The sequence below is a fragment of the Aeromonas popoffii genome (assembly GCF_000820025.1).
In the GTDB taxonomy this organism is placed as follows: Bacteria; Pseudomonadota; Gammaproteobacteria; order Enterobacterales; family Aeromonadaceae; genus Aeromonas; species Aeromonas popoffii.
On the sequence record NZ_CDBI01000074.1, the window covers coordinates 67,188 to 84,981 of the forward strand.

Annotated in this window: 12 protein-coding genes and 1 pseudogene; 9 read left to right on the forward strand and 4 right to left on the reverse strand. The window is 59.5% G+C overall.

Annotated features, from left to right (window positions below; translation table 11 throughout):
- Nucleotides 1-164: 164 nt before the first annotated feature.
- Both fadD and rnd read left to right on the forward strand, forming a co-directional pair.
- Nucleotides 165-1,841 (forward strand): long-chain-fatty-acid--CoA ligase FadD, encoded by a 1,677-nt coding sequence (gene fadD, locus BN1129_RS15545; RefSeq protein WP_157013433.1) that lies wholly within the window; start codon nt 165-167, stop codon nt 1,839-1,841.
- An 81-nt stretch (nt 1,842-1,922) separates the two neighbouring features.
- Entirely contained in the window at nt 1,923-3,035 is a 1,113-nt protein-coding gene (rnd, locus tag BN1129_RS15550; RefSeq protein WP_042037843.1) for a ribonuclease D, read from the forward strand.
- 47 nt (nt 3,036-3,082) lie between these two features.
- Here rnd and BN1129_RS15555 read toward each other — a convergent pair whose 3' ends face one another.
- From BN1129_RS15555 to dusC, 3 genes are all read right to left on the reverse strand, one after another.
- Complete coding sequence (locus BN1129_RS15555) at nt 3,083-3,814, reverse strand: substrate-binding periplasmic protein (RefSeq protein ID WP_422614020.1); 732 nt, start codon at nt 3,812-3,814, stop codon at nt 3,083-3,085.
- 121 nt (nt 3,815-3,935) lie between these two features.
- Entirely contained in the window at nt 3,936-4,304 is a 369-nt protein-coding gene (locus BN1129_RS15560; protein ID WP_042037682.1) for a TraR/DksA family transcriptional regulator, read from the reverse strand.
- 97 nt (nt 4,305-4,401) lie between these two features.
- Nucleotides 4,402-5,346 carry a tRNA dihydrouridine(16) synthase DusC gene (dusC, locus tag BN1129_RS15565; RefSeq protein ID WP_042037683.1) on the reverse strand — a complete coding sequence of 315 codons (945 nt, stop codon included), beginning with the start codon at nt 5,344-5,346 and terminating at the stop codon, nt 4,402-4,404.
- Between the two features lie 176 nt (nt 5,347-5,522).
- Here dusC and BN1129_RS15570 point away from each other — a divergent pair, with 176 nt between their 5' ends.
- The 4 genes from BN1129_RS15570 to BN1129_RS15585 all read left to right on the forward strand — a co-directional run bounded on the left by BN1129_RS15570 (nt 5,523) and on the right by BN1129_RS15585 (nt 9,772).
- Nucleotides 5,523-5,900: a YbaN family protein gene (locus BN1129_RS15570; RefSeq protein ID WP_042037684.1), complete on the forward strand. Its 378-nt coding sequence runs from the start codon at nt 5,523-5,525 to the stop codon at nt 5,898-5,900.
- A 133-nt stretch (nt 5,901-6,033) separates the two neighbouring features.
- Nucleotides 6,034-6,579 carry an adenine phosphoribosyltransferase gene (apt, locus tag BN1129_RS15575; RefSeq protein WP_042037686.1) on the forward strand — a complete coding sequence of 182 codons (546 nt, stop codon included), beginning with the start codon at nt 6,034-6,036 and terminating at the stop codon, nt 6,577-6,579.
- Nucleotides 6,580-6,758: 179 nt separating this feature from the next.
- A complete protein-coding gene (gene dnaX, locus BN1129_RS15580; protein WP_042037687.1) occupies nt 6,759-9,317 on the forward strand; it encodes a DNA polymerase III subunit gamma/tau in 2,559 nt (852 codons plus the stop codon).
- Between the two features lie 125 nt (nt 9,318-9,442).
- Complete coding sequence (locus BN1129_RS15585; RefSeq protein WP_042037688.1) at nt 9,443-9,772, forward strand: YbaB/EbfC family nucleoid-associated protein; 330 nt, start codon at nt 9,443-9,445, stop codon at nt 9,770-9,772.
- A gap of 317 nt (nt 9,773-10,089) precedes the next feature.
- Here the strand turns inward: BN1129_RS15585 and BN1129_RS15590 are convergent, their stop codons facing one another.
- Nucleotides 10,090-11,412, reverse strand: coding sequence for a YjiH family protein (locus BN1129_RS15590; RefSeq protein ID WP_042037689.1), 1,323 nt, complete (start codon nt 11,410-11,412; stop codon nt 10,090-10,092).
- Nucleotides 11,413-12,010: 598 nt separating this feature from the next.
- Between BN1129_RS15590 and BN1129_RS15595 the strand changes: the two genes are divergently transcribed.
- From BN1129_RS15595 to hrpA, 3 genes and pseudogenes are all read left to right on the forward strand, one after another.
- Nucleotides 12,011-13,081: a helix-turn-helix transcriptional regulator gene (locus BN1129_RS15595; protein ID WP_042037691.1), complete on the forward strand. Its 1,071-nt coding sequence runs from the start codon at nt 12,011-12,013 to the stop codon at nt 13,079-13,081.
- Between the two features lie 85 nt (nt 13,082-13,166).
- Nucleotides 13,167-13,577: a CBS domain-containing protein gene (locus tag BN1129_RS15600; protein ID WP_042037692.1), complete on the forward strand. Its 411-nt coding sequence runs from the start codon at nt 13,167-13,169 to the stop codon at nt 13,575-13,577.
- A 222-nt stretch (nt 13,578-13,799) separates the two neighbouring features.
- A pseudogene (gene hrpA / locus BN1129_RS15605) lies at nt 13,800-17,739 on the forward strand (ATP-dependent RNA helicase HrpA).
- The last annotated feature ends 55 nt before the right edge of the window (nt 17,740-17,794 follow it).

Below are 17,794 nucleotides of genomic sequence, written 5' to 3' on the forward strand. Positions count from 1 at the left end.
CCCCCTCACACGTATCCGTTGTTAATTCGCTGTTAATTGATGTGGCCCTATGTAAATATGGGTGACATTAGAGCATGAGCTTAAAACGACCGATTGAATTGGATGTGAACAGGGACGGAGGCAATACAGTGAGCGCACAGGTGCTAGTTATGCAGGAGAAGTTCGTGGAAAAAGTCTGGCTGAAGCGTTATCCACAAGGGGTTCCCGCCGAGATCAACCCAGACCAATACAGCTCCCTGGTCGACATGTTTGAGGCATCGGTGACCGAGTTTGCCGATCAGCCTGCCTTCGTCAACATGGGGCAAACCATCACCTACCGCCGACTGGAAGAGCAGTCCCGCGCCTTTGCCGCCTACCTGCAAAGCGAGCTCAAGCTCAGCCAGGGGGATCGGGTGGCTGTGATGATGCCGAACCTGTTGCAATACCCCATCGCCGTGTTCGGCATACTGCGCGCCGGTATGATAGTGGTGAACGTCAATCCGCTCTATACCCCGCGCGAGCTGGAGCATCAGCTCAAGGACTCGGGTGCCAAGGCCATCGTCATCGTCTCCAACTTTGCCCATACCCTGGAAAAAGTGGTCTACGACACCCCAATCAAGCACGTCATCCTGACCCGCATGGGCGACAACCTGGGGCTGGCAAAAGGCACCCTGGTCAACTTCGTGGTGAAATACGTCAAGAAGCTGGTACCCAAATACAACCTGCCCCACGCCAGCACCATGCGTCAGGCCCTCTCCAAGGGGCGCTACCTGCAGTACATCAAGCCCGAGATCACCAATGATGATCTCGCCTTCCTGCAGTACACCGGCGGCACCACTGGCCTCTCCAAGGGGGCCATGCTGACCCATCGCAACATGATTGCCAACGTCGAGCAGTGCCTCGGCGTCTATGGCCCCATGCTGGCGCGGGGCAAGGAGTTCGTGGTCACGGCACTGCCGCTCTATCACGTCTTCGCCCTGACGGTGAACTGCCTGCTGTTCATGCGCCTGGGTGGCTACAACCTGCTCATCAGCAACCCGCGCGACATCCCGGGCTTTGTCAAAGAGATCAGAAAATACCCCTTCACCTGCATCACAGGGGTCAACACCCTGTTCAATGCCCTGGTCAACAACGGCGAATTCCAGTCGATGGATTTTGGCAAGTTGAAGCTGACCATAGGGGGGGGCATGGCGGTGCAACGGGCGGTCGCCGAACAGTGGAAGGGGCTGACCGACACCCCGCTGCTGGAAGGTTATGGCCTGACCGAGTGTTCGCCGCTGGTGAGCGTCTGCCCCTACGATCTGCTCGACTACAACGGCTCCATCGGTCTGCCGGTCTGCTCCACCGACATCCGTCTGGTGGATGACGCCGGTCAGGTGATCACCGAATGTGGCAAGCCCGGCGAGATGCAGGTGCGAGGCCCCCAGGTGATGGTGGGTTACTGGCAGCGTCCCGAGGCCACTGCCGAGGTAATGCAGGATGGCTGGCTCTGTACCGGCGATATCGCCGTGTGTGACGAGCAAGGTTTTTTCAAGATCGTCGATCGCAAGAAGGACATGATCCTGGTCTCGGGTTTCAACGTCTATCCGAACGAGATCGAAGACGTGGTGGCGCTTCACCCCAAGGTGCTGGAAGTGGCTGCGGTTGGCGTGCCGCACAAGGTTTCCGGCGAGCTGGTGAAGATCTTCGTGGTCAAAAAAGATGCAAAACTGCAGGAGGACGAGATTATTGCCCACTGCCGCACACATCTGACTGCCTATAAGGTGCCGAAACTGGTAGAATTTCGCGACGAACTTCCCAAGACCAATGTGGGCAAGATCCTGCGCCGCGTGCTGCGCGACGAGGAAATTGCCAAGCAATAACGGGCGATCCGCCGCTGTCATGCAAAACCGTGGGTCATGCCACGGTTTTTTCTTTTGGCCCTGATCAACGCGCAGGCAAAGATGCACTATCAACTCATTTCACAGCAAGCCGAACTGGAACAGTATCTCGCTTCCCTGGCCGACGTTCCCCTGGCCATCGATACTGAATTCGTCCGCACCCGCACCTATTACCCCCAGCTGGGCCTGTTCCAGATCTATGATGGCGAGCATCTGGCCCTGCTGGATCCCCTGGCTCTGAACCTCGCGCCCCTCTGGCAACGGCTTGGCCGGGCAGGGCAGATCGCCATACTGCACGCCTCCGGCGAAGACCTGGAGCTGATCCAGCACGAGGCTGGCCATCTGCCCAATCAGATGCACGACACTCAGCTGGCGACGGCCTTTCTGGGCTATGGCGTGTCGGTCGGTTTTGGCGCCCTGGCCAAGGATTTTCTCGGCGTGGAGCTGGTCAAGGATCAGGCCCGTACCGATTGGCTGGCTCGTCCGCTCACCGAGCGTCAGCTCGAATACGCGGCGGCTGATGTGTTCTACCTGATGCCGCTCTACGAGAAGGTGATGGCCCAGCTGCACGAGAGCGGCAAGTTTGCCTGGTTCGAGCAGGAGTGCCAGAACCACTCGGCCCGCAAGACCCAGGGCTGCGATCCCCGTCAGGCCTATCTCGACATCATCAATGCCTGGCAACTGGGACGCCGTGAACTGGCCATACTGCGCGAGCTGGCTGCCTGGCGTCAGCAAGAGGCGGTGCGCCGCGATCTGGCCCTTAACTTCGTGGTCAAGGAGCTGCATCTGTTCAAGGTGGCGGAGCGCAAACCCACGTCGCTGCGCGATCTCAATGAGCTGGGGCTGGCTCCCATCGAGATCAAGATCCATGGCAAGCGGATGCTGGACATAGTCGCGACGGCCCAGCAGAGCGACCCTGCGGGCTGGCCTGATCCCATTCGCCGGCTGGTGGATTATCCCCAGTACAAGGCCGAGCTCAAGCGCATCAAGGGGATGGTGGAGGAGAAAGCCAAGGCCAGCAACATCCCGCCGGAACTGGTGGCGAGCAAGAAGATCATTCACCAGTACTTCACCTGGAGCTGGCGTATGAGCGATGAAGAGCGTGCTCGTGCTGACAAGCCCATGCTGCTACAAGGGTGGCGTCATGAGCTGGTGGGGCATCTGCTGGCACAATAAGCGACATAGTCAACAATGGGCCCAGCGGGCCCATTGTTCTATCTGCCTCACGGCTGCGGGTAGTGGTAGCGTGCGAGGATCTGCCTATATTCAGGGCTCTGCAGCAGGGCCCTGATGGCCTCGTCGAGCCGTTGCAACTGCTGTGGCGTGGTGGTGCGGCGGTTCAGCATCAAATGCACGGGTGTCTGCTGGATATAGATCAGGGTGGTCAGCTCATCGAGTGGCATGCCAAAGGGGCTCAGCTCCTCCAGCCCCATGGGGTCCAGGACCACACCCTGGATACGGCCTGCCAGCAGTAATTTCATCAACTGCTCCAGCCGTAGCCTGACGAGCAGGCGATCCTTCAGCTGGGGAGATTGCACGAAGGTGCGAAAGTCAGGGCCGTAGTCAAAGTCGCGCAGCAGGCCTATGGTGAACTCGGTGCGAGGCAGCAGATCGGAGAGCTGAGCAACCCCCTGCCAGCGTGACTTGTCCTGGCGCCTGATGAGAAGCACCGTCTCTTCATTGCGATAGGAAATGGAAAAGCGGGCAAATTGTTCCCGCAGTGGTGTCTTGTTGGCCATCATTGTCATCTGCAAGCTGCCAAATTCCAACTCGCGCAGGATCCGGGCCCAGGGCATTTCGCTGTAACGGGCGTCAAAACCGGCCCTGCTGAAGATGGCCTCCACCAAGTCGATGTCCAGCCCCTGCAACTGCTGCTGTTCATCGCGAAAGCTGAACGGATGCCAGCTTGACCAGCCCACGACCAGTGACTCCTGTGCCCAGGCGGTGCAACACAGACACCATAACAACAAGACTCTGCACACGGATATGTCCCTGTTCAGCGTGGTTGTTATTGATTATTGGATAGAAATGGCAGGCTGACCAGCCTGGAAGCGAGGATGCACACATGTGCATCCCTCAGAGTTCGTGGGCGTGGAATCCCTTGCGATAGCGGGCTTCGCAGCGTGGGCAGCGTTGCAGGGTCGGATCCAGCTCGAGTTGCTCAATGGCAAGCGGCTCTTCGCAATCGGAACAGATGCCATAGAGCCCCAGATCCATTTGACAGAGAGCGGCATCAATCCGCTTGAGGCAGGCCACGCTCTGCTCCACCTTGGGCAAGTCGAGGCGACTGGTCAGCTCTACCAGCTGATCCCGTTCGCAGTGATCTACTTTTTCCGCCCACTCGTCACGCCGACAGGCCTTGAGCTGACCTATCAGCTCTTCTCTTACTTGTGCCCAGTCAGTCAGCAGGCGCTCACGCCACACGGCCAACCGAGCTTGCGTCATTTCACACACACTAGCCCCCAACAGACGAATTACGAATCCAGGGCAGTATAGGGAGACAACAGGATTATCAAGATGATATGCGTCAAGTAAAAGACGGTTAGATCACAGCTTTCGAGGCTTGCAGCAAGGCCTCCCGAATGGGAGCCGTCTCCTTGAACAGCCTGATATCGCGAAACAGCAGGTCGGCTTGCGGGTATTCCCGCTTGAGGTAGCTGAACCACTGCTTGATGCGGCTGGGGTAATAGTCCGCTTTCTCGCTGGCCAGATCCTGCTCGGTGTAGCTCACCATCAGCTGCAACACCTGTGCCCAGCTCATGTGGGCGCAGCCTGTCTTCATCACGTTGGCCAGGTTGGGCAGGGAGATGGCACCGCGCCCCACCATGAGAGCATCACAGCCGGAGACGCTGGCGCAGGTGAGGGCATCTTTATGATCCCAGATCTCGCCGTTGGCCGTGACAGGGATGGGCAGGGCGCGGCGGATGGCGTCCACATACTCCCAGTGGGCCGGGGCTTTGTAGCCTTCGCGCTTGGTGCGGGCATGCACCGCCAGCTCGTTGGCGCCCGCCTGATAGACGGCCTGGGCGTTCTCCAGGTAGAGATCCTTGTCATCGTATCCGAGGCGGATCTTGGCGCTCACCGGCAGATGGGCTGGCACCGCCTCCCGCACCGCCTTGACGATGCGGTAGATGGTGTCGGGCTCTTTGAGCAAGACGGCGCCGCCCTTGCTCTTGTTCACCGTGGGGGCAGGGCAGCCAAAGTTGAGATCGACCCCGGGGGAGCCAAGCTCGATGGCGCGTGCCGCGTTCTCGGCCAGCCATTCGGGGTGTTGCCCCAGCAGTTGCACCCTTACCGGGGTGCCGGCGCGGGTCTTGCCACCCTGCTTGAGTTCGGGCACGAGCCGATAAAACACCTTGGCAGGCAGCAACTGATCGACCACGCGGATAAACTCGCTGACGCAGAGGTCGTAGTCGTTGACGGAGGTGAGTACCTCCCGCATCAGGTGATCCAGCACCCCCTGCATGGGGGCCAAAATAACGCGCATAGCTGCTTCCGAAGACAAGGGGAGAAAAAAGAGCGCAGATTGTAGTGGCAATGGCCGGCGTTGTCAGCCGTCAGCCCACTCATTGAGCCTCATCAGCCGGCGCTCGCAGGTCTGGGTTGTCAGCTTTTGGGTCAACTCTGTTACGCTAAGCAGAGCTGAATTGAAGAGGAGCTGCCATGAAACGTTGGTGTCTGATGGGATTGGGCTGGTTGGCATTCGTCACCGGCATCATAGGAATCGTGCTGCCCCTGTTGCCGACCACCCCCTTCATGTTGTTGGCAGCGGCGCTGTTTGCCCGTTCGTCCCCCCGCTTTCACCGCTGGCTGCTGGCTCACCCCTGGTTTGGCCCGCCCATCGTCGATTGGCAGCAGTATCGCGGTATTCGTCGTCATGCCCGTCGGCGGGCCATCATCTTCATTCTGCTCACTTTCTCGGTATCGCTGGCGGTGGTGCCGCTGCTCTGGGTCAAGGGGCTGCTGGTGGTCATAATGGTGATCCTGCTCACCTGGTTAATGCGTCTGCCGGTACTGGAGCCAGTTGCAATGGCGAAGTGAAGTCCCTAAGCTATTGCGGCAATAATGCTATGGAGTCGGCCTGTCATTTTTGCGTGACGGGCCTTTTTATTTCCCGCTGGCGGGAATCGAGAAATACGGCCACGCCTGGGCTCAAAAAATAAGCGGTCAAACAATGAATCCGGATACCCTGAAATTTATCGAAGCGAGCATCAAGACCATCCCCGACTATCCGAAGCCGGGCATTCTGTTTCGTGACATCACCAGCCTGATAGAGAACGCGGAGGCCTTCAAAGCCACTATCGATCTGTTGGCTGGGCATTATCGTGATCAAGGGATCACCAAGATCGTCGGCACCGAGGCCCGCGGCTTCATCTTCGGTGCACCGGTCGCCTTCGCCATGGGCCTGGGGTTTGTGCCGGTGCGCAAGCCGGGCAAGTTGCCCCGTGCAGTGATCGAGGAGTCCTATGCCCTCGAATACGGTACCGACACCCTGCAACTGCACACTGATGCCATCGTGCCGGGTGACAAGGTGCTGGTCGTCGATGATTTGCTGGCCACCGGCGGTACCGTCGATGCGACCGTCAAGCTCATCCGCCGGGCCGGTGGTGATGTGGCCGATGCGGCCTTCATTATCTCCCTGCCATCTCTGGGCGGCGATGCCCGCCTGACGGCGGCCGGCATCAAGGTCGTCTCACTGGTCGAATTGGCTGGCGAGTAATCCCCCCGGATGCAACGTAGGCCTCGTCAGCCTGTTGCGTGTCCCGAAACCGATGCCCATCCGGGCATCGGTTTGAAATTCAAGCGATCCCTCCCGCCCTCGCCGATAGCCGATACAGCCCGCCTGGCATTTGTGTTAGCATTCTGTCTCAATGCCTTGTCATCCCTGCATCGAGACTTATGAGCTATCAGGTTCTGGCGCGTAAATGGCGCCCCCATACGTTTGAACAAGTGGTAGGCCAGCATCATGTGCTGACCGCCTTGACCAACGCCCTGGATCAGGGACGGCTGCATCATGCCTATCTGCTGAGCGGTACCCGTGGGGTTGGCAAGACCACCATAGCCCGCATTCTGGCCAAGAGTCTCAATTGTGAGCAGGGGATCAGCAGCCATCCGTGCGGTGTGTGCGACACCTGCCGCGAGATCGATCAGGGCAACTTTGTCGATCTGCTGGAGATTGATGCGGCGTCCCGCACCAAGGTGGAAGACACCCGCGAGCTGCTCGACAACGTGCAGTATCGCCCGGCCCGCGGCCGCTTCAAGGTCTACCTCATCGATGAAGTGCACATGTTGTCGCGCCACAGCTTCAACGCTTTGCTCAAAACCCTGGAAGAGCCGCCCCCCTATGTGAAGTTCCTGCTGGCCACCACGGATCCGCAGAAGCTGCCAATTACCATCCTCTCCCGCTGCCTGCAGTTTCATCTCAAGAGTCTGGATCAGACCCAGATCGCCAAGCAGCTCGAATGGGTGCTGGATCAGGAGGGGCAACCGTTCGAGCCGCGCGCTTTGCAAGCCTTGGCCAAATCGGCTGACGGCAGCATGCGCGATGCCCTGAGCCTGACCGATCAGGCGCTGGCTCACGGCAATGGCAGTGTGCGTCTCGAGAGTGTGCTGGCCATGCTGGGGACGCTCGATCACCGCCACCTGCACCAGTTGCTGGAGGCCATCTTGCGCCAGGATGCTCCGGCGGCCATGGCCAAGATCACCGAGATCGCCACTCTGGGCCCTGATTTTGATCAGCTCCATGCCGAGCTGGAAGGGCTGCTGCATCGCATCGCCATGGCGCAGTTACTGCCCGCCACAGTGCAGGAGCAGGGGGCGGATGCCGACGCCCTGTTGCAGCTGGCTCAGGCCATGAGCCCGGAAGAGGTGCAGCTCTGCTACCAGATCGTGCTGGGGGGGCGTAAGGATCTGCCCTGGGCCCCCGATGGCCGCACCGCGCTCGAGATGACCTGCCTGCGCATGCTCGCCTTCTCCCCGCGCCGTGAGGCCGTGCACCCGGCCAACCTTGCCGCTCCGTCGCCCGTGGCTGGTGTGAGGACTGCACCGGCCCTGCCGGGAAAGCCTCAGGGGGTTGAGCCAGCCCCCGCTTCGGCCACCGCGACTGTGGCCCCACCGGCTGTCTCTACTGATGCTCCAACCCTCACGCCGGGGGTGCCCTCCCTTGTGCAGGCTGAGCCTGTCATCCCTCGCTCTGTGGATGAGCAAGAGAATGCCAGCGACGCGCTGAGCGCGCCGCTGTTTGCCGAGCAGGACGAGCTGCTGCGTGAAGCGCAGCAGATGGGCTATGAGGGATCCTCTGGCGCGAGTGAGCCAATGGCTCCCGTCAGCAGGCGTGACGACGCGCAGCAGGACGCCTCATTGACAGCACAGTTATCCCCTGAGCCTCATATAGAGGCAGCTCCCGTTGCCGAGCCGGAAGCTGCCCCCTCTGCTGCGTCCAGCATGCAGAGCCTGCTGGGCAAGCGCAATCTGCTGCGCAGCCGCCTGCGTGGTGAGCCAGGGGCAACCGCCGTTGCGTCTGCACCACCTCGTGTTGCGCCCACCAGGCCGGTGACGGCCCCCGAGGCCAGCCCGATCGTGCCGCCGGTTGCTGCGCCAGCATCCCCCGGCTGGCCACCCGCTGCCGTGGCGCCGCTCCAGAGTACTGCGGTAGCGGGCTATGAGGATCTGCCGCCGCTCGACGCCTATGACGACAGTGGCTGCGATTACGAGGAGTACCTGAGCCAGGGCTTTAGCGATGCGGTTGCCAGTGCGCCCATGCCGAACCGGTTGCCGGCGGCTCCTGCGGCCAGCGCCGGGCCTGCCTATGCTCCCGTTCCCGCCAGCGCTCGTCCCAACCCCGACGATCTGCCGCCCTGGGATCTGGACGGTACGTCGGCCGCGAGGGTACAGGTCGCGCCTGCCGTCTCCAGCCCCGCACCCGCGATGCCCCAGGTTGCTGCTGCCAGCGCACCTCAGCCGACGGCGACCTCCGTGATGGAGGCCATCGACTGGGATGAGCTGGAGAGCGACAGTCAATCCGAGGAGGGGGAAGCGGTCGCCAGATTGATCCCGTCCTCCTTGCTGGTCAACTGCGGGGATCCCTGGGCCGAGCTGATTGCCCGCACCGGGGTCGGCGGTCGGCTGCGTCAGCTGGCGATCAACGCAGTCATGAGCCAGCAGGGAGAGACAGTGCAGCTGATCCTCAAGCCTGAGCAGCGCCACCTGATCAGCGATCGGGCCCGCGCCGATCTGGCCGAGATCATAGGCCCGGAGCTGGGTCAGGCCGTGCAGGTGGAGGTGACCCTGGGCCTGGTGCCCGATAAGGAGACGCCCCTTGAGATAGAGCACCGCCTCTATTTGGGTGTGCGCGAGCAGGTAAGCCGGGATCTGGAGTTGGATCCCAATGTGCAGTTTTTAGTTCAGCGGTTTGGTGCCATGCTCCACCACGAGAGCATAGAGCCGCTAAGCAATTGAATTCGATGTTTAACACCCATGCCGGGCTCAGTGCCCGGTTGAAAAGCGGTTTGCTTGTCCCCATCTAGGACAGACAAGCCCACAGCCCGGCGCTGGATGCCGGATTTCAAGACGAGAGACGACATATGTTTGGTAAAGGTGGAATGGGGAACCTGATGAAGCAGGCCCAACAGATGCAAGAGCGCATGCAGAAGATGCAAGAGCAGCTTGCCCAGATGGAAGTGGTCGGCGAAGCCGGTGCTGGTATGGTCAAGGTCACCATGGCCGGCAGCCACAGTGTGCGTCGCATCGAGATCGACCCGAGCCTGATGGAAGATGACAAAGAGATGATCGAAGATCTGGTCGCTGCCGCCGTCAACGATGCCGTTCGTCGTGTGGAAGAGCAAAACAAGACCAAGATGGGTGAACTGACCGGCGGCATGCAACTGCCCCCGGGCATGAAGCTGCCCTTCTAAGCATGTCGACGTAAATCCAATGCTTCGATAGGGCAGCGCGGGCTAAGGGCCAGGCAGGTCTGATGTTCTCGCGATGTGACGCAGGGTGGGTGTTTCGTACGTTCCCCATCTGGCATGGCAAGCCTCATCAAGCATGACCAGGACGCAGTTGATGCAGGCACTCTGTATCAGCTGCGTTTTTTTATGGCGTGCGTGCCAAATCAGCCCCTGTTGCGGCGGGCGTTACGGCTGCTGTGCCAAAAAGTGAAGGCGCCCTCGGGCGCCTTCTTGGTTGGTGCACGTGCTTGCGCTTCATCGCCAGGGTGTTGCCACCTCGCTTAACTCAGCCAGCCGGCCGCTATGGCCAGCTTGCCGCAGAGTGCTGCCAGCACTATGCCGAGCAGGGTGCGCAAGAGCCAGATCACCACCAGCTGGCTCACGCTCACCGGGATCCTGGTGGCCAGGATGCAGGGGATGGAGGCGGAGAAGAAGAGGACTGAGCTGACCGAGATCACGGCGGTGACATAGCGCACCAGCAGATCCGCATCTTTGAGCAGGATGGCGGGCAGGAACATCTCTGCCAGCCCGGCCGAGAGCGATCTGGCGGTCTCCAGTGGCTCGCCCAGATCAAGCAACCAGGTCAGGGGCCACAGTAGCCAGCCCAACAGGTCGAACAAGGGGGTGTGCTGCGCCAGCAACAGGCCGAGCAGGCCGACCGACAATATGGTGGGCACCACGGCGGCCGCCATGCTGAGGCCATCCTTGAGGTTGTCTTGCAACTGGCGCAGCAGGGGGTCTGCCTGACTGGATTGGCTCAGCCCGGATGCCAGTGCAGCTTGCCAGCGGCGCATGCCGGCTGGCAGTGGCTCATCGGTTTCCCCGTGATGGGCCATGTTGGAGATGGGGGGCACGCGCGCCAGAATGGCGGTGATGACAAAGGTGATCACCAGGGTGGACCAGAAATAGAAGTTCCAGTGTTCCATCAGGTTGAGGGTCTTGGCCACAATGATCATGAAGGCGGCCGACACGGTGGAAAACCCGGTGGCTATGATGACGGCTTCCCGCACCGTGTATTTGCCGGCGAGGAAGACCCGGTTGGTGATGAGCAGCCCAACCGAATAGCTGCCGACGAACGAGGCTACCGCATCAATGGCGGAGTGTCCCGGTGTGCGCCATAACGGCCGCATCACGGGCTGCATCAGTACCCCGATCAGTTCCAGCAGACCGAAGCCGAGCAGGAAGGTGAGGGCCATGGCACCGATGGGCACGATGAGGCCGACCGACATGGCCAGCTTGTCGAACAGAAAGGGCAGGCGATCCGGGGTCATCAGCCAGGCCGGTCCCAGCTCGGCGACATACATCAACGCCAGACCAAGACCGAGCAGCTTGAACAGGCTCAGGAGTCTGTCGATGGGACGCGCGCGCCAGCGGCCATCCAGCAGCGGAGTCACGGCCCCATAAGCGATCAGTAACAGGATCAATCCCAAAGCCAATGGCCGCTGTGCCATCAGCAAGCCAGCCAGGTGATCCACCAGTATGGTGCTGCGTCCTGCCAGCTCGAACGGGATGAAAAAAATGGCGATGCCAAGCAGGCTGGTCAGCAACAGCTTGATGCCGGCGCCTGATTTCGTGGGGGCGATGAGCACATTATCCTGTTCCATCTCGTCATTTCTCCTTGTGGTGTAACGCCTGCCCGACATCTGACCGAGTAAATTGTATATACATTACCGTCTATGGCTCACAAATCAAACATAAAATTAACCAAAATGAAACATTGGCGCATTGGATCTGGCGTGAGATGGCGATCTGCGCGTATGGGAGGCAAAGGGGGATGAGTGGCGATAACAGCGTGGCTGGATAGATGGGCAGTAAAGGGGATGAGTGCAGTCAGGCAGATGTGGCGCTATGGTGCTGGCATCGTCAGACCCAAAATAACTAGGCCAGGGGAGGCAGGGGGCGGGAACTTTATTGGAGCCCGGTCGGTTGTTGGGGCCAAAGGGGAAAAAATGCGAGGTTTGTCATGGGATCAGGATCTCACCGTGGTGGTAACCCCGATGACGATAAAAATATCCATAGCGACAAAAATCATATAAAACATTAACTTGGATTTAAGATTTTCGCTTTCACCCATCCTTATGTACTTTTATCATTCCTATTTATTGATCAGTTATAAAACCTTTGTTCATTTGACTACTTTTCGGGTTTCTCATTGCAGAGTAAGATGCCACCTCAATAAAAATAAGAATTAGGAGTTCGGGAGTGAAGGCATTAGCAAAAGAAAGGGTATCACCCTATATAAGCCAGTTATATGAGTGCGGTATTAATGATTCTGACATTAAGTTGGTGGTGGATCAGTTCCGCTCCGATGTGTCAGGCAGTTCTTCGCTGTTTCTGTTACGGGATGATGACAAGAGCGACGGGATAAAACTCTTCTCCAGCGGGCTGACAGAGGCACAGCAGCAGTTCTATGTACAGCACCATCGCCAGGATGTGTGGTTCAATCACTATCTGGACAAGGGCTGTCAGGGCATAGTCAATGCCACGACACTGTCCAATTCGACGGGGCTGCTTGCCAGTTTCGGTGCGCAATATGCGGCCGGGGGGGTCTGCCGGGTAAAGGGGCGGGGTCTTAGCAGCCTGTGCACCTATCGTGGTGCCAGCCAGGAAGATTTCAGCGCTCAGGATATCTCCTCGCTGGCAGAGGTTTATTCTGGTTTTGCGGCCTGGAGTAACCATTATTGGAACTTGCTGGCGCTGGAAACCCAGAACTATCAGCTGCAGCAACTGGTTAAAAACCATAATAAGCCCAGCGCCATCGTCGATGACAAAGGCCATATCCATTATTCCAATGTGGCCTTCAATCGTATCTCCGATGAGAATGTTGAGTTACGGGCCGTTAATGGTATGTTTTCGCTGCACAATAAGGAGCAACAACGCCAGTTCAAGGAGATCCTGAATGGCTTTGCTTACTTGTTGCCAGGAGCGAGCGCGTATATGTCTATTTCCCGTCAGGCCAATTTAAGGCCGCTGCTGATCCAGTGTACGCTGATGAGCGGGCTCAGCCGGTTCGAGCGCTATGTGGAAGTTGTGCTGCGCGATCCCGAGCACTCTTTCAATCCCGACATAGAGGCGCTGGCCAGCCTCTATCCGCTGACCATAGGCGAGAAGGAGCTGCTGGTGCTGATGAGCAAGGGTTACAGCAGCAACGACATCGCCGAGCTGCGTGGGGTCAAGGTGGAAACCGTCCGCTCGACCCTCAAGGGGGTGTTCAAGAAGACCGACTGCCACAGTCAGAACGAGCTGCTGCTGTTGCTGCAATCCATCTCCTGATCGGGTGCGAGCTATGCTTGGAGTGAGCCGGACATAGTGTCCGGCTTGCGCCTCCCGCCCGGGAGGCTGGTTGGGGGAACGCACAATGGAATCACTCAAGGCAAAGGATTATATGCAGACCCGGCCCATCACGTTCAGCGCTGACATGATGGTGCAGTCTGCGGTCGAAAAGTTTCTCAACAGTCACCAACTTGGTGGCCCTGTGGTGGATGCGCTGGGTCATCTGATCGGCTGGGTTTCCGAGCAGGACTGCATCGCTGTCATGCTCAAGGAGGCCTATCACTGCGAGCAGGTGGCCCAAGTCAAGGATGTGATGCGCAAGGAGGTGCTGGCGGTCGGGCCCGACACCAGCATTCTGGAGCTGGCCGAGATGATGATGGGGCAAAAGCCCAAGATCTATCCTGTGGTGGAGGAGGGGCATCTGCTCGGGGTGATCAGTCGTCATAATGTGATGCTGGCGATCCACGCCCAGCTGGCTACCTGTTTCGTACACTAGGCCCGTGCCTGATCGGATTGAGTGTCATGAGTCATCGGGAGCAGGCCGCGGCCTGCTCTTTTTATTCAGGTCATTCAGATACTTCTGTCCAAACGCCCGTTATTCCGGTTTTCATCGCCATCCCAATCGCTTAAAGGCTTGCACCGCTCTTCCTCGCTCTTTAGGATCTCCCGAAGCTTGTCGATATGGCCCCTCTGGGCACTCATTTAAGGAATTCGTACCTTGTCTCTCTCTATCGAGGCGCTGCGCCGCCGTCTTTCTGCCTGTATGAATCTCGATGCCCGCCGTCTTTCCAGTCGTCTGCACGGGGTCAAAAAGCTGCCTGAGGGCAAGCAGGCTGCCGTGCTTGAGACCATAGTTGCGGATCTGGATGTTGCACAGGCGCGTTACCAGTCTCGTCTGGCGGGCGTGCCCAAGGTCACCTATCCGGCCAATTTACCGGTCAGCCAGAAGCAGGCGGAGATCGCCAAGGCGATCAGTGAACATCAGGTGGTGATCATCGCCGGTGAAACCGGCTCGGGCAAGACCACCCAGATCCCCAAGATTTGTCTCTCGCTCGGGCGCGGGGTGAAAGGCTTCATCGGCCACACCCAGCCGCGGCGCCTCGCGGCCCGTACCGTGGCGGCCCGTATTGCCGAGGAGATGGAGTCCGAGCTCGGCCACTACGTGGGTTATAAGGTGCGCTTTACCGATCAGGTGAGCGAGCAGACCCACATCAAGCTGATGACAGACGGTATTTTGCTGGCGGAGATCCAGAACGACCGTATGCTCACCCAGTACGACACCATCATCATCGATGAGGCCCACGAGCGCAGCCTCAACATCGACTTCATCTTGGGCTACTTGAAGCAGCTGCTGCCAAGGCGCCCCGATCTCAAGGTGATCATCACCTCGGCCACCATAGACCCGCAGCGTTTCTCACGCCATTTCAACAAGGCGCCGGTGATCGAGGTTTCCGGCCGCACCTATCCCGTGGAGGTGCGTTATCGCCCCCTGTTTGTCGATAAAAAAACCGGCGACAAGAGTGAAGGGCTGGAGGAGCGCGACGAGCTGCAGGGCATCTTCGATGCGGTGGAGGAGCTGGCCCGCGAAGGGCTGGGGGATATCCTCATCTTCATGAATGGCGAGCGGGAGATCCGTGATACCACGGAGGCTCTGCGCAAGCTCAACCTGCGCGATACCGAGGTGCTGCCGCTCTATGCCCGTCTCTCCAACGCCGAGCAGAACAAGGTGTTCCAGCAGCATGCCGGACGGCGTATCGTGCTCGCCACCAACGTGGCGGAGACCTCGTTGACGGTGCCGGGTATTCGCTATGTCATCGATCCGGGTACTGCCCGTATCAGCCGCTACTCCTGGCGCACCAAGGTGCAGCGCCTGCCTATCGAGCCTGTCTCCCAGGCCAGTGCCAACCAGCGCAAGGGGCGTTGCGGCCGGGTGGCGGACGGTATCTGTATCCGCCTCTACTCGGAGGAGGATTTCAACGGCCGTCCGGCCTTTACCGATCCCGAGATCCTGCGCACCAACCTGGCCTCCGTCATTCTGCAGATGCTGGCGCTGGGGCTTGGCAACATGGAGGCTTTCCCCTTCGTCGAGCCGCCCGAGTCACGCCACATCAAGGATGGCCTGAGCCTGCTCAAGGAGCTGGAGGCGGTGCGTGAACTGCCAGCTCGTCACCTCGCCGCCCAGCAAGCCGGCCAGGATCAGGAGCCCAAGTTACAGCTGACCGACATTGGTCGTCAGCTGTCGCGCATCCCCCTTGATCCGCGTCTGGCGAAGATGGTGATCACGGCGGCGCAAACCGGCTGCTTGAGCGAAGTCATGGTGATCACGGCGGGCCTCAGTATTCAGGATCCCCGCGAGCGGCCCATGGAGAAGAAGCAGGCCGCCGATGAGCAGCACAGACGCTTTGAAGACAAGGATTCTGACTTCCTCGCCTTCGTTAATCTGTGGAACTACCTGAAAGAGCAGCAGGATACGCTCGGCAGCAACCCGTTCCGCCGCATGTGCCAGAAGGAGTTTCTCTCTTACCTGCGGGTGCGCGAGTGGCAGGATATCCACTTTCAGCTGCGCCAGACGGTGAAAGAGTTGGGTTTCAAGGCCAACCATGAACCGGCAGATTTCAAGACGGTGCACTGCGCGCTGCTGACCGGTCTCTTGAGCCATATTGGCAACAAGGATCTGGAGAAACCCGAGTTTCTCGGTGCCCGCAACGGCCGCTTCCACCTCTTCCCGGCGTCGGGCCTGTTCAAGAAGCCGCCCAAGTGGGTGATGGCCGCAGAATTGGTAGAGACCTCGCGTCTCTACGCCCGGGTCAACGCCAAGATCGAACCGGAATGGGTGGAGCCGCTGGCGGCCCATCTCATCAAGCTGCACCACAGCGACCCGCACTGGTCGAACAAAAAATGGCGCCGTGATGGCCAAGGAGAAGGTGACCCTCTATGGCCTGACCCTGGTCAATGAGCGCACCATCAACTTCAGCCGCCTCGATCCGGCCCTGTGCCGCGAGCTGTTTATTCGCCGCGCGCTGGTGGAGGGGGATTTCGAGACCCGTCACCGTTTCTTTGGCGAAAACCGCAAGTTGCTGGCCGAAGTAGAGGCGCTGGAGCACAAATCCCGCCGCCGCGACATCCTGGTGGATGACGAGGATCTGTTCCGCTTCTACGATGCCCGTTTGCCGGAGGAGGTGATATCAAGCCGCCACTTCGACAAGTGGTGGAAGGAGGCGCAAAAGCAGGATCCCGAGCGGCTCAACTTCGAAAAAGAGATGTTGATGAAGGGGGATGCGGCTCACATCAGCGATCTCGACTACCCCAACTTCTGGCAGCAGGGGCGCCTCAAGCTCAAGCTGACCTATCAGTTCGAGCCGGGGGAGGCGGCGGACGGCGTTACCCTGCACATTCCGCTGCCGCTGCTCAATCAGGTGGAAGTGAAAGGGTTTGAGTGGTTGATCCCCGGGCTGCGCCATGAGCTGCTGGTGGCCCTTATCAAGTCGATGCCAAAGCCGATGCGCAAGAACTTCGTGCCGGCGCCCAACTATGCCGATGCGCTGCTCGCCAGCCTCAACCCCGAGCAGGGGCCGCTGCTGGACGAGATGGAGCGCCAGCTACGGCGGATGACCGGGGTCACAGTGCCTCGCGAGTCGTGGGACTGGAATGCGGTGCCCGATCACCTGAAGCTCACCTTTCGGGTAGTGGATGACAAGCACAAGCAGGTGGCGGAAGGGAAAGATCTGGAGGCGTTGAAAGAATCCCTGCGTGGCAAGGTGCAGGAGACCTTGTCGCAAGTGGCGGATGACGACATCGAGCAATCCGGCCTGACCCTGTGGAGCTTTGGCGAGCTGCCCCAGGAGTACAGCCAGAAGCGGGGTGGCTTCGAAGTGAAGGCCTATCCGGCGCTGGTGGATGAGAAGGACTCTGTTTCCATCCAGCTGGTGGAGAGTCCGGTGGCCCAGCAGCAACTGATGTGGGCGGGTCAGCGCCGGTTGGTGCTGCTCAACGTGCCATCCCCCATCAAGTACCTGCAGGAGAAGCTGCCCAACAAAGCCAAGCTCGGGCTCTACTTCAACCCGTTTGGCAAGGTGGCGGAGCTGATCGATGACTGCATCGCCTGCGGCTGCGACAAGCTCATCGAGCGCCACGGCGGCCTGGCATGGGACGAGGCGGGGTTCGAGGCGCTCAAGGAGTATGTCCGCGCCGAGCTCAACGATGCCGTGGTGGAGGTGGCCAAGCAGGTAGAGGCAGTGCTGACCCTCTCCCATGAGATCAAGAAGCGGCTCAAGGGCAAGATGCAGCTCGATACCGCGTTCGCCATGTCAGATATTCAGCTCCAGCTCGACAAACTGATCCATAAAGGCTTTGTGACCGAGACCGGCTGGCAGCGTCTGCCGGACTTGTTGCGTTACTTGCGCGCCATTGAGCGCAGGATGGAAAAGTTGGCCATCGATCCCAACCGGGATCGGGTCTACATGCTCAAGGTGCAGAGCGTGGAGGCCGATTACAAGGGGCTGCTGGCCAAGATCCCAACATCCCAGCTGATCCCCGCCGAGGTGGCCAATATCCGCTGGATGATCGAGGAGCTGCGGGTGTCATTTTTTGCCCAGAATCTGGGGACCCCCTATCCGGTGTCAGATAAACGGGTGCTTAACGCCATCGCCCAGTGCTAAGCTGCTATCTGTCTGTTTTAACAGCGTGATATCGTTTTATGAGGAGGGGCTGGCC

What these genes read in the sequence shown, in the direction of transcription:
- BN1129_RS15570 (WP_042037684.1), top strand. Translation starts at nt 5,523, where the DNA reads ATGAAACGTTGGTGTCTGATGGGATTGGGCTGGTTGGCATTCGTCACC.
- BN1129_RS15600 (WP_042037692.1), top strand. Translation starts at nt 13,167, where the DNA reads ATGGAATCACTCAAGGCAAAGGATTATATGCAGACCCGGCCCATCACG.
- BN1129_RS15590 (WP_042037689.1), bottom strand. Translation starts at nt 11,412, where the DNA reads ATGGAACAGGATAATGTGCTCATCGCCCCCACGAAATCAGGCGCCGGC.
- apt (WP_042037686.1), top strand. Translation starts at nt 6,034, where the DNA reads ATGAATCCGGATACCCTGAAATTTATCGAAGCGAGCATCAAGACCATC.
- dusC (WP_042037683.1), bottom strand. Translation starts at nt 5,346, where the DNA reads ATGCGCGTTATTTTGGCCCCCATGCAGGGGGTGCTGGATCACCTGATG.
- BN1129_RS15585 (WP_042037688.1), top strand. Translation starts at nt 9,443, where the DNA reads ATGTTTGGTAAAGGTGGAATGGGGAACCTGATGAAGCAGGCCCAACAG.
- rnd (WP_042037843.1), top strand. Translation starts at nt 1,923, where the DNA reads ATGCACTATCAACTCATTTCACAGCAAGCCGAACTGGAACAGTATCTC.
- dnaX (WP_042037687.1), top strand. Translation starts at nt 6,759, where the DNA reads ATGAGCTATCAGGTTCTGGCGCGTAAATGGCGCCCCCATACGTTTGAA.
- BN1129_RS15560 (WP_042037682.1), bottom strand. Translation starts at nt 4,304, where the DNA reads ATGACGCAAGCTCGGTTGGCCGTGTGGCGTGAGCGCCTGCTGACTGAC.